The 12,119-nt window shown below is 74.7% G+C and carries 8 protein-coding genes; 2 read left to right on the plus strand and 6 right to left on the minus strand.

Features of this window, described 5'->3' with window-relative positions; all coding sequences use genetic code 11:
• Positions 1-71: 71 nt before the first annotated feature.
• Together ACK8OX_RS15720 and ACK8OX_RS15725 are read right to left on the minus strand one after the other, a co-directional pair.
• Positions 72-6,377: a hypothetical protein gene (locus ACK8OX_RS15720; protein ID WP_430665139.1), complete on the minus strand. Its 6,306-nt coding sequence runs from the start codon at positions 6,375-6,377 to the stop codon at positions 72-74.
• Positions 6,378-6,546: 169 nt separating this feature from the next.
• Complete coding sequence (locus ACK8OX_RS15725) at positions 6,547-7,632, minus strand: DUF2125 domain-containing protein (protein ID WP_430665140.1); 1,086 nt, start codon at positions 7,630-7,632, stop codon at positions 6,547-6,549.
• Between ACK8OX_RS15725 and ACK8OX_RS15730 the strand changes: the two genes are divergently transcribed.
• Positions 7,631-8,263: a gamma-glutamylcyclotransferase gene (locus ACK8OX_RS15730; protein ID WP_430665141.1), complete on the plus strand. Its 633-nt coding sequence runs from the start codon at positions 7,631-7,633 to the stop codon at positions 8,261-8,263. The two genes, ACK8OX_RS15725 and ACK8OX_RS15730, sit on opposite strands and share 2 nt — an antisense overlap.
• A 251-nt stretch (positions 8,264-8,514) precedes the next feature.
• On the opposite strand, the gene ACK8OX_RS15735 is transcribed toward ACK8OX_RS15730, so the two are convergent.
• The 4 genes from ACK8OX_RS15735 to ACK8OX_RS15750 are packed head-to-tail and all read right to left on the minus strand — an operon-like array spanning position 8,515 to position 11,515.
• Entirely contained in the window at positions 8,515-9,261 is a 747-nt protein-coding gene (locus ACK8OX_RS15735) for a lysophospholipid acyltransferase family protein (RefSeq protein WP_430665142.1), read from the minus strand.
• On the minus strand, positions 9,258-9,866 hold the full coding sequence (locus ACK8OX_RS15740; RefSeq protein ID WP_430665143.1) for a YdcF family protein: 609 nt from the start codon (positions 9,864-9,866) through the stop codon (positions 9,258-9,260). The genes ACK8OX_RS15735 and ACK8OX_RS15740 overlap by 4 nt, the downstream gene beginning before the upstream one ends.
• Positions 9,863-10,735, minus strand: coding sequence for a cell division protein FtsX (locus ACK8OX_RS15745; protein WP_430665144.1), 873 nt, complete (start codon positions 10,733-10,735; stop codon positions 9,863-9,865). Before ACK8OX_RS15745 ends, ACK8OX_RS15740 begins: the two co-directional genes overlap by 4 nt.
• 54 nt (positions 10,736-10,789) lie before the next feature.
• Positions 10,790-11,515, minus strand: coding sequence for a cell division ATP-binding protein FtsE (locus tag ACK8OX_RS15750; protein ID WP_430665145.1), 726 nt, complete (start codon positions 11,513-11,515; stop codon positions 10,790-10,792).
• Between the two features lie 128 nt (positions 11,516-11,643).
• On the opposite strand from ACK8OX_RS15750, the gene ACK8OX_RS15755 reads away from it, so the two are divergent.
• Positions 11,644-12,114, plus strand: coding sequence for a zinc-ribbon domain-containing protein (locus ACK8OX_RS15755; RefSeq protein ID WP_430665146.1), 471 nt, complete (start codon positions 11,644-11,646; stop codon positions 12,112-12,114).
• Positions 12,115-12,119 lie beyond the last annotated feature (5 nt).

A 12,119-nucleotide genomic window follows, 5' to 3' on the forward strand; every position in this document is an offset into this window, starting at 1 on the left:
GGCGAAGGGGACCCGCGCAAACGGAGAACCGGCGCCGCGCGGTCGCGCGGCGCCGGGGTTGTCGGGGCGGATCAGGCGAAGGCGAAGTCGTCGGCGCGGAAGTCCTCGCGCCGGGTGTTGTCGAACCAGACCTCGCCGTCGTCGAGCGCCAGCACCGTGCTGCCGCCCACCTGCCAGAGCCGGTCCATCACGCCCTGGAAGGAGGTGATGCCGGTGCCGACCAGCCAGACCAGGTCGTCGCCATGGGTGAAGTCGAGGATCGCCTCCTCACCCGTCGCGCCGCTGACCACGAACTGGTCCCGCCCGCTGCCGCCGACCAGCACGTCCATGCCGCCGCCGCCGATCAGCGTGTCGTCGCCGCCGGCACCGTCCAGCCAGTTGGACCCGCTGCCGCCGAAGAGCTGGTTCGCGCCGTCATTGCCCTGCGCGCCTGCATTGGCGTCGCCGAGCCAGATCGTCTCGACATGGTCGGCCATCCAGATGAAGTCGGTGCCGGTGGCGACCATGGCGTCCCAGCCCTGGCCGGCCTCCTCCTCCACCCAGTCGCCCATGTCGTCCACGAAGTAGACGTCGTCGCCCGCGCCGCCGATCATGGCGTCCAGCCCCTCGCCGCCGTCGAGGACGTCGTTCCCCGCATCGCCGTAGAGGATGTCGGTCGCCATCCCCTCGCCGCCGTCGAGCCAGTCATCGCCCGCATTGCCGACCAGCTCGTCCGACCCGTCGCCGCCGAGCACCACGTCATCGCCGGCCCCACCGATGACGAGGTCGTCGCCGCCCTCGCCGTAGAGCGTGTCCTCGCCCGCGGCCCCGTCCAGCGTGGTGTCGCCGTCATGCCCGACCAGGACGTTCGCCAGGGTGTTGCCGGTGCCGGTGGCCGCGCCGCCCGCATCCATGTCGAGCACCAGCGTCTCGACATGGTCGGAGAGGGTGAAGCTGACGGTGGCGAAGACGATGTCGTCGCCGCCGCCCGACAGTTCCAGCACCGTATCGCCGGCGCCGACGACGTAGCTGTCATCGCCCGTGCCGCCCGCCAGGCTGTCCGCGCCTGCGCCGCCATCGAGGCTGTCCGCCCCGCCGCCGCCCGAGAGCGTGTCGTCGCCCGCCGCGCCGTCCAGCGTGTCATCCGCGGTGGAACCGGTGAGGAGGTTGGCCAGCGCGTTGCCCGTGCCCTCGTCGGCGCCGCTGCCTTCCACCAGCGTCAGGTTCTCGACGTTGGCGGCAAGCACGAGATCGACAGAGGCGAGGACGAGGTCGGTGCCCTCATCCGCGATCTCCTCCACCAGGTCGTCGGCATCGTCCACCGCATAGGTGTCGTTGCCCTCCCCGCCGACGAGGCTGTCCGCGCCCGCGCCGCCGATCAGGCGATCCGCGCCCGCGCCACCCACCAGCGTGTCGTCGCCTTCCGCGCCGTCCAGCGTGTCGTCCGCGGTGGTGCCGGTGATGACATTGGCCAGGGCGTTGCCGGTGCCCTGATCGGCGCCGCTGCCCTCCACCAGCGTCAGGTTCTCGACATGATCGGCGAGCACGAGGTTGACCGAGGCCAGCACCAGGTCGGTGCCCTCATCCTCGATCTCGACGGCCTGGTCGCCAGCGCTGTCGATGACATAGATGTCGTCGCCGGTGCCGCCGCCCATCTCGTCATTGCCGGTGCCGCCGTCCAGGCTGTCCGCCCCGCCGCCACCCTGGAGCAGGTCGTCGCCGTCGAGCCCGACCAGCGTGTCGTCGGTGCTGCTGCCGGAGAGGGTGTTGTCCAGCGCATTGCCCGTGCCCTCGTCGGCGCCGCTGCCTTCCAGCAGCTGCAGCCGCTCCAGGCCGGCGCCGAGGGTGAGGTCGATGGAGGCGAGGACGAGGTCATCGCCTTCCTCGTCCAGCTCCTCCACCAGGTCATCGGCATCGTCCACCGCGTAGGTGTCGTTGCCCTCACCGCCGGCCATGCTGTCCGCACCCGCGCCGCCCACTAGGCTGTCCGCCCCCGCGCCACCGGCCAGCGTGTCGTCGCCCGCCGCGCCGTCCAGCGTGTCATCCGCGCTGGAACCGGTGATGAGGTTGGCGAGCGCGTTGCCGGTCGCCTCGTCAGCGCCGCTGCCCTCCACCAGCGTCAGGTTCTCGACATGCGCGCCGAGGGTGAGGTCGACCGAGGCCAGCACCAGGTCGGTGCCTTCCCCGTCCAACTCCTCCACGAGGTCGTCGGCATCGTCCACCGCATAGGTGTCGTTGCCCTCCCCGCCCATGAGGCTGTCCGCGCCCGCGCCGCCGACGAGGCTGTCCGCCCCGCTGCCGCCCGCCAGCGTGTCGTCGCCCGCCGCGCCGTCCAGCGTGTCATCCGCGGTGGTGCCGGTGAACAGGTTCGCGGAGGCGTTGCCGATCACCAGCTCCGCGCCGCTGCCCTCTACCAGCTCGACCTGCTCGATGCCCTCGGCCAGGGCCGCGATGTCGGCCGAGGCGATCACCAGATCCAGCCCGTCGCCCCCGGCTTCGCTCAGCATGTCGTCGGCATCGTCCACCACATAGGTGTCGTTGCCCGCGCCGCCGGCCATGCTGTCGGCGCCCGTGCCGCCCATCAGGCTATCCGCCCCGCCGCCGCCTGCCAGCGTGTCGTCTCCCGCCGCGCCGTCCAGCGTATCGTCCGCGCTGGAACCGGTGAGGAGGTTGGCGAGCGCGTTGCCGGTGCCCTGGTCCGCGCCGCTGCCCTCGACCAGCGTCAGGTTCTCGACATGCGCGCCGAGGGTGAGGTCGATGCTCGCCAGCACCAGGTCGGTGCCCTCGGCCGCGTTCTCCTCCACCAGGTCATCGGCATCGTCCACCTCATAGGTGTCGTTGCCCTCCCCGCCGACCAGGCTGTCCGCGCCCGAGCCACCGGCCAGCGTGTCATCGCCCGACGCGCCATCCAGCGTGTCGTCCGCGGTGGAACCGGTGATGAGGTTGGCGAGCGCATTGCCGGTGCCCTGGTCCGCGCCGCTGCCCTCGACCAGCGTCAGGTTCTCGACATGCGCGCCGAGGGTGAGGTCGACCGAGGCCAGCACCAGGTCGGTGCCTTCTCCATCGAGTTCCTCCATCAGGTCGTCGGCATCGTCGACCGCATAGGTGTCGTTGCCCGCGCCGCCGGCCATGCTGTCCGCACCCGCGCCGCCCACCAGGCTGTCCGCCCCGCCGGCGCCCGCCAGCGTGTCGTCGCCAGCCGCGCCGTCCAGCGTGTCGTCCGCAGTGGAACCGGTGATGAGGTTGGCGAGCGCGTTGCCGGTGCCCTGGTCCGCGCCGCTGCCCTCCACCAGCGTCAGGTTCTCGACATGCGCGCCGAGGGTGAGGTCGACCGAGGCCAGCACCAGGTCGGTGCCCTCGGCCGCGTTCTCCTCCACCAGGTCATCGGCATCGTCCACCGCATAGGTGTCGTTGCCCTCCCCGCCTACGAGGCTGTCGGCGCCCGTGCCGCCGACGAGGCTGTCCGCCCCGTCACCGCCCGCCAGCGTGTCGTCGCCTGCCGCGCCGTCCAGCGTATCATCGCCGGTGGTGCCGGTGATGAGGTTGACCAGGGCGTTGCCGGTGCCCTGGTCGGCGCCGCTTCCCTCCACCAGGGTCAGGTTCTCGACCTCATCGGCCAGGGCCGCGATGTCCACGCTGGCCAGCACAAGGTCGGTGCCTTCCCCGTCCAGCTCCTCCATCAGGTCGGCGGCATCGTCGACCGCATAGGTGTCGTTGCCCGCGCCGCCGGCCATGCTGTCGGCGCCCGCGCCGCCCACCAGGCTGTCCGCGCCCGAGCCACCGGCCAGCGTGTCGTCTCCCGCCGCGCCGTCCAGCGTGTCATCCGCGGTGGAACCGGTGAGGAGGTTGGCGAGCGCGTTGCCCGTGCCCTGGTCCGCGCCGCTGCCCTCCACCAGCGTCAGGTTCTCGACATGCGCGCCGAGCACGAGATCGACCGAGGCGAGGACGAGGTCGGTGCCCTCATCCGCGATCTCCGCCACCGCATCGCCGGCATCGTCCACCTCATAGGTGTCGTTGCCCGCGCCACCCGCCATGCTGTCCGCGCCCGTGCCGCCGACGAGGCTGTCCGCCCCGCCGCCGCCCACCAGCGTGTCCGCGCCCGCCGCGCCGTCCAGCGTGTCATCCGCGCTGCTGCCGGTCAGGATGTTGGCCACCGCATTGCCCGTCGCCTCATCGGCGCCGCTGCCTTCCACCAGCGTCAGGTTCTCGATATGGGTGGCGAGCGTCAGGTCGACCTCGGAGAGGATGAGGTCGGTTCCCGCGCCCGCACCCTCCAGCACCATGTCCCCTTCGCCGAAGCCGTAGGTGTCGTCGCCGGCGCCGCCCGCCATGCTGTCCGCGCCCGCGCCGCCCACCAGGCTGTCCGCGCCCGCGCCACCGGCCAGCGTGTCGTCGCCCGCCGCGCCGTCCAGCGTGTCATCCGCAGTGGAACCGGTGATGACATTGGCAAGCGCGTTACCGGTGGCCGCATCCGCGCCGCTGCCCTCCACCAGCGTCAGGTTCTCGACCTCGTCGGCCAGGGCGGCGATGTCCACGCTGGCCAGCACCAGGTCGGTGCCCTCGCCCGCATTCTCCGCCACCGCGTCGCCGGCATCGTCCACCCCGTAGGTGTCGTCGCCCGCGCCGCCCGCCATGCTGTCATTGGCCGCGCCGCCGACGAGGCTGTCCGCGCCCGCGCCGCCCAGCAGCGTGTCCGCGGCCGCCGCGCCGTCCAGCGTGTCGTCCGCGCTGCTGCCGGTCAGGACATTGGCGAGCGCGTTGCCCGTCGCCGCATCCGCGCCGCTGCCCTCGACCAGCGTGGCGTCGTCCAGGCCGGCGCCGAGGATGATGTCGATCTCCGCCATGACGAGGTCCACTCCCTCGCCCGCCTGCTCCAGGATCGCGTCGCCGGCCGCGAAGGCGTAGGTGTCGTTGCCCGCGCCGCCGACGAGGCTGTCGGCCCCGTCGCCGCCGATCAGGCTGTCATCCCCCGCGCCGCCCACCAGCGTGTCGAGGCCCGCGAGGCCCGAGAGGATGTCATTGGCCGAACTGCCGGTGACGACGTTGTCGAGGGCGTTGCCGGTGCCGATGCTGGCCTCGCCGCCCTCCACCAGGGTCAGGTTCTCGACATTCGCGGCGAGCGCGAGGACGTCGATCCAGGACGCGACGACATCCGTGCCTTCCTGCGGGTTCTCGAACACGACGTCGCCGGCGTCGAGCAGCAGGTAGATGTCGTCGCCATCCCCGCCGGCCAGGCTGTCGCCGCCGCCGCCGACCAGGCTGTCATCGCCCTCGCCGCCATCCAGCGTATCCGCGCCCGTCGCGCCGTTCAGCGTGTCGGCCGCGGTGGACCCGGCGATGATGTTGTCGAGGCTGTTCCCGACGCCGAGATCCGCGCCGCTGCCCTCCACCAGGGTCAGGTTCTCGACATGCGCGGCCAGGGATTCGACATCCACCGAGGCGAGGACGAGGTCGGTGCCCCCGCCCGCAAGCTCCGTCACCGTGTCGAGGCTGTTATCCACGGCATAGGTGTCGTTCCCGGTGCCGCCGGCCATGCTGTCGGCGCCCGCCCCGCCCACCAGGCTGTCATGCCCGGCGCCGCCCGCCAGCGTGTCCGACCCGCCCGCGCCGTCCAGCGTGTCGGCCGCTGTGGTGCCGGTGATGACGTTGGCGCCGGCATTGCCGGTCGCCGCGTCGGCGCCGCTGCCCTCGACCAGGGTCAGGTTCTCGACATTCGCGGCGAGGGCGGCGATGTCGACGGTGGCCAGCACGAGGTCCGTGCCGCCGCCGCCCTCCAGGATCGCATCGCCGGCATTGTCGACCGAGAAGGTGTCGTTGCCCGCGCCGCCCGCCATGCTGTCGGCGCCCGCGCCGCCCACCAGGCTGTCGGCGCCCGCGCCGCCAGACAGCGTGTCGGCACCCGCCGCGCCGTCCAGCGTGTCATCGGCGCTGCTGCCGGTGATGATGTTGGCCAGCGCGTTGCCGGTGCCGCGCACGGCGCCGCTGCCCTCGACCAGCGTCAGGTTCTCGACCTGCGCGTGGAGCGCGGCGATGTCCACCATCGAGAGGATGTGGTCCGTGCCCTCGTCCGCATTCTCCAGCACCATGTCGGCCGCGGAGTTGACCGAATAGGTGTCGTCGCCGGCGCCGCCCGCCATGCTGTCCGCGGCGCCGCCGCCCACCAGGCTGTCCGCGCCCGCGCCGCCGTCCAGCGTGTCGGCGCCCGTGCCGCCGTCCAGCGTGTCGTCGTCGGCCCCGCCGAGCAGCACGTCCCGCCCGCCGCCGCCCGAGAGCAGGTCGTCGCCCGCCAGACCGTCCAGCGTCTCGTTCCCGGCGCCCGGCGTCCCGCCGGTCACGCCGCCGGAGACCGTCTCCGGCGAGATGGTGTCGTCGCCGCTGGTGCCGGTGATGAGGGTCATGGAGGCTGCTCCGCGTTCTGCCTGTGGTCGGGCGGTTGTCGCGGAGAAATCTCTAATGAATGGTTACGATGGCGACTGAATTGACCCCGGCCCAGCTATTCGCGCGCCGAAGGGGAAATCAAATGCCCATAAATTGAAACAAAATGCGTAAATGGCGCCGCGGCCGCTCTCAGCGCCCGAGATCGGGCGAGGGCCAGGTCCAGGGCGCCAGCCGCGTCACCGGGATGCGCGCCACCGCCAGGGTCCGGTCCTCCAGCGTGAACGGCACCTCCACCTCCGGCCCCGTGCCGTCGGCGGCGGGGCGGGAGAGCAGCGGCAGCACCGCCCGCGCGGTGCCGGCCGCGCGGCGGCCGACCAGCCCGGCCTCGGCCAGCGCATCCAGCGCCTCCGCCGCGCCGGCCAGCCGCAGCGTGCCCGCGCCCATCGGCTGCAGCGCGTCGTCGAGCGCGAGCGTCGCCGCCGCCTGCGCGCCGACCGGCCCCCACCGCAGGGCGAAGGAGCGCAACTCCAGCGTGCCGCCGCCGTCGCGCCACGCCTCCGCCCGCGTCACCGGCTGCCGCCCCGGCGGCACCGGGCCGGTGAGCGCGAGATCGGCGCCGAGCGAGGCGACCCGCCGCCCGAAGGCGAGTCCCGCCTGGCCGGCCGGCGCCGCGGGCAGGTCCACCCCCTCCAGCGCCACGCCGAGCGCGAGGGCGGGCTCGGCCTCGGTGGCGGAGCTTGAGCCCTCCACCGTCAGCCGCCCCGTCCGCACTTCCAGCGCGCCGCCGGGCGTGCCGACGCGCAGGCGTTCGGCCAGCACCTCCGCCTCCCGCGGAGGGGTGTCCTGCTCGAGCGGGAGGATCGCCACCAGGCTGTCGGCGACGAAGGGGAATTCCGCCTCGCCGAGGCGCAGCCGCTGCGGCCCGTGCAGTTCCACCCGCAGCCGGTCGAGCCGGGGCAGGGTGACGCGCAGCACCACTCCCTCCGACGTGTAGACGAGGCCCCCCGGCAGCGTCGCGCCGCCGCCCTGGATCCGCAGCGTGGCGAGGCTGAGCGTGGCCGAGAAGGGCCAGCCCCCGCGCAGGGGCGGGGCGTGCTCCACCCGCCAGCCCTGCGCCCGGCGCACCTGCGTCCAGGTGGCCAGCCCCTGTTCCAGCTGGGACGCCATGTAGCGCCACAGCGCCGCATGGGCCGCCGCCAGCACCACGACGGCCAGCAGCGCCCCGAGGGCGAGCCGGGGCCCGAGCGGGCGGCGCCGGCCTGGGGGCGTCTTCATGTCCATGCTGGGGGCCTGTATAACCCGCCTCCTCATCGCCGTGCAGACGCCCTTCCCACATCGCGCCGCCCAGGACATCCCGCTCGCCCCGGACGGGAACATGTGGGTGTTCGGCTACGGCTCCCTCATCTGGCGGCCGGGCTTCGCCCATGCCGGCAGCCACGAGGCGCTGCTGCGCGGCTACCACCGCCGCTTCTGCCTGTGGTCCCACCGCTACCGCGGCACGCCGGAGGCGCCGGGCCTGGTGCTGGGGCTGGACCGCGGGGGCGCGTGCCGCGGCGTCGCCTTCCGCGTCCCCGGCAGCCATGCGGCGGAGGTGCTGCGCTACCTCGACGACCGCGAACTGCCGGATGGGGCGGAGCAGGTCTATCACCGCCGCCTGCTGCCGGTGCGGCTGCTGGGCGCGGGCACCGCGCGGATGGTGCCGGCGGTGGCCTATGTGGCCAATCGCGGCTGCCGGCTCTACGCCCCCGCCCTCGCGCCCGAACAGGCGGCGGCGGCCATAGCACGCGGCGTCGGCCAGATGGGCGCGAACCGCGACTACCTGCTGAACACCGTCCGCCACCTGCGCGAGATGGGCGTGCGCGACGCGGGGCTGGACCGCATCGCGGCGCTGCTGCCGGCCGAATAGCCGGCCGGCCCGCGGCGCCTGTCCCCGCCGCTGTCCACAGATGTCCCCCGCGCCGCCCCGCCACCCGCGGCGCCGTGCCGCGCCGGCCTGCCCGTGCAGGCGCCGCAGCGGGCGGTTTCGCGAATTCGCGGAAAATCAAGGGGTTGGTGGCAGGATGGCCTGTGGATATTGGTCCCCCGTCAACCATCGGGGCGGATGAATCGCGCCTTCTCAGGGGGTTGGCCGGCATCCCTTGCGTGGAGCGCGAAGCATCAGCCCACAGACTTGTCCACAGGCGCCGAGCGGCCCGCCGGCTCGTCCAGCAGCGCCGCCGTCTCCGTCTCGATCGCCGTCTCCAGTGCGGTCAGCAGCGCGTCGCGCCGCAGCCCCGGCGGCAGCGGGGGCAGGGCGGAGATGCGGATGATGCCGGGATGCTTGTGGAAGCTGCGCCGGCCCCAGATGCGCCCGCTGTCGGTTGCCACCGGCACCACCGGCGCCGAGGTGCCGGCCGCGATGGCGACCACGCCGGGCTGGTAGGGCACGCGTTCCCCCGGCGCGGTGCGCGTGCCCTCGGGGAAGATCACCACCTGCCGCCCCGCTGCCACCGCGGCGACGGCCTGGCGCAACATGGCGCGCAGCGCCGGCCCGCCACCCTCGCGGTCCACCGGGATCATCCCCGCCTTGCGGACATGCCAGCCATAGAGCGGGATGCGGAGCAGTTCCTTCTTCATCACATAGGCCGGGTCGGGCAGCAGGCCGAGCCAGACGATGGTGTCGAAGGCCGACTGGTGCTTGGCCGCCACCACGCAGCCGCCGGCCGGGATGTGGTGCATCCCGCGCAGTTCCACCCGCACGCCGCAGACCACCCGCAGCAACACGACCACCAGCCGCGACCAGAGCCGCACGGTCGCCAGCATCGCGCCCCGCGGCGCGGCGAGCAGCGGCACCGCCAGCACCGCGACCGCGGCGGTGAGGGCGAAGAACAGCAGGTTGAAGATGAGGGAGCGGAGCGTGGTCATCGGCGGGCGGGGTCCCTTGCCGGGACCAGGGCGCTGAGCCCGGCCGCGGCGGCCAGATACTTGAGGTATTCCATCGGCAGCAGCGTCCAGGCGCGCCGCGGCGGGATGCTGCCGTCGCGCAGCGCGGCGGGCTGCACGGGATGCGGCACCAGCACCAGCCCCGGCGCCGCGCGCCCGATCTCGAGCAGCGCGCGCGGCATGTGGTAGCCCGCCGTCACCACCCGCAGCGAGGCGGTGCCATGCGCGCGGGCGAAGGCCGCGGCTTCCGCCGCGTTGCCGGTGGTGGTCGCCGCGGCATGGCCGAGCGCGACGCGGCCGCCGAGCGCCACCGGGTCGCGCCCATGCGCGCGCGCCAGTTCGGCGGGGGTCAGCCCGCGCGCCGCGCCGGAGACGAGCAGCCGCGGCGCGAGGCCGGCCTCCAGCAGGCGCAGCCCGGTCTCGACCCGCTCCGCCCCGCCGGTCAGCACCACGATGGCATCGGTGCGCCGCGCCGGCTCGGCCGGCGTGCCGGCTGCTTCATCCAGGAACCAGGCGAAGCCGCCACCGAGGGCGAGCAGCAGCGCCAGCGGCAGCGCCGCCAGGCGCAGGGCGCGGCGGGGCGTCACGGAAGCCGGTGCAGCCAGCGCCGGACGGTGGCCTGCGCCGTCGCCCAGCCCACCAGGAAGGCCGTCGGCGGCAGCGCCACCAGCCCCGGCCAGGGCAGGCGGGAGAGGCTGTCCATCGTGCCGGTGGCCGCCGCGGCGCCAAGCCACGGCCCCGCTAGGTCGGCCAGCAACGCCAGCGCCGGCACCGCGGCGAGGGTGCCGAGCAGTGCGCCCCCGGCCGCCAGCAGGCCGAGCCGCGTGGCGAAGCGCCCGGCGATGTCGCCATCCCGCGCGCCGAGGCCGTGCAGCACCTCGATCGCGTCGCGCCGCGCGGCAAGCCCGGCGCGCGTCGCCACCGCGACCACGGCTGCGGCGACCAGCGCCACCAGCAGCAGCACCGCCAGCGCCAGGCCCTGCAGGCTGCGCGCCAGCGCGGCCAGCCGCTGCACCCAGAGGCCATGCGCCTCCACCAGCGCGCCGGGGATGGCGGTCGCCAGCCGGTCGCCGATCAGCACGGGGTCGGCCCGCGCATCGCGCAGCCGCACCTCCACCACGCCGGGGACGGGCAGGGCGGGGTTGCCGCCGAGCCAGGGGCGCAGCAGTTCCTCCAGCCGGTCCGCATCCATGGCGCGGGCCTCCGCCACCTCGGGCATGGCGCGCAGCGCGGCGACGGCGCGGTCCAGCCGCGCCGCATCGGCATTCGGCACCTGCACCGTCACCGCGGCCGCCGCGCCGCGCTGCCAGCGTTCCGCCAGCGCCGCCGCCCCCTGCGCGCCGGCCAGCGCCAGCGCGGCCAGCAGCGCCATGGCGGCGACCAGCCCCGGCAGCAGCCAGCCCGACAGCGCGCGGCGAAGGCCGAGCGGATCGCGCGAGTAGCGTCGCCGGGCCATCAGCCCGGCCCGCCCGCCGCGACGCGGCGGCGCGCATCGCGGACCGGCGCCGGCTCAGGCAAGGTCGTCCTCCAGCCCGGCATGCAGGCCCCGCGCATCGTCGGGGTCGTGCAGCCGGCCGTCCTGCAGCATCAGCGCGGGCGCGGGGAAACGCGCCACCAGGTCCTCGTCATGGGTGGCCACCACCACCGTCGCGCCCAGCCGGTTCATCTCCTTCAGCAGCGCCAGCAGCCGGCGCGCCTGGCGGCTGTCGAGGTTGCCGGTCGGCTCGTCGGCCACCACCAGGGCGGGGCGGTGCACCACCGCGCGCGCGATCGCCACGCGCTGCTGCTCGCCGCCCGAGAGTTCGGGCGGCAGCGACGCCGCCTTCCCGTCGAGCCCGACCCATTTCAGGATCTCCGTCACGTCGGCGCGCAGCTGCGCCTCCGGCCGGCCAGCCAGGCGCAGGGGAAGCGCCACGTTGTCGAAGGCGGAGAGGTAGGGCAGCAGCCGAAAGTCCTGGAACACCACGCCGACCCGCCGCCGGATGGGCGCGAGCGCGGCGCGCGGCGCGCGGGAGGAGCGGAGGCCCAGCACCTCCACCTCGCCGCGCGTCGGCCGCAGCGCCAGGTGCATCAGGCGCAGCACCGAGGATTTGCCCGCCCCGGAGGGGCCGAGCAGCCAGGTGAAGGACCCCGGGGGCAGGGCGAAGGTCACGTCGACGAGCGCTTCCGGCCCCCAGCTTCCGGTATGCGGCCCGCCGCCGGGATAGCGGAGGCCGACCGCCTCGAAACGCACCATGGGCGCTGTCTGCCACGGCGGGCGGCGCCGCGCCATCGGGGGGCGCTGCGGCGCCCGGCCGCTGTCGCGGCTGTGCGCGGGCTGCGCCCTGGACGGGGCGGGGCCGGCGCGGCCACATTGGCGGTGCAATGAGAATCGCCTGCCCCGGCTGCGCCGCCGAATACGAGGTGCCGGACACCCTGCTGGCCTCCGGCCCGCGGATGCTGCGCTGCGCGCGCTGCGGCCAGTCCTTCGAGGCCGGGCTGCCCCGCGCACCGGACGCCGCCCCCGCCCCGCCCGCCGGCGCGGCACCTGCCGCCGAAACCCCGCCATCCGGGCCGGCGCCGCCCGAGCCGGCGCCCACCCCGCCCGCGACCGTGGAGGCCGAGGCGGCGCGGCCGCCGCCCTCGCGCGGGTTGCGCGAACACCATCCCATCCACCCGCCCCTGCCGCAGCGGGAGGAGCGGGCGGAGCCGAGCCCGAAGGTCGCGCTGGTCGGCTGGGCCGTCTCGCTCGCCGTGCTGGCGGCGGCGATCTGGGGGGCGGTCGCCTTCCGCGCCGAGATCGCGACCGCCTGGCCGCCGGCGGCGCGGCTGTTCCTGGCGCTGGGCCTGGGCTGAGCGCC

Origin of the sequence: Falsiroseomonas sp. CW058 (assembly GCF_050563535.1) — a bacterium.
Classification (GTDB): Bacteria; Pseudomonadota; Alphaproteobacteria; order Acetobacterales; family Acetobacteraceae; genus Falsiroseomonas.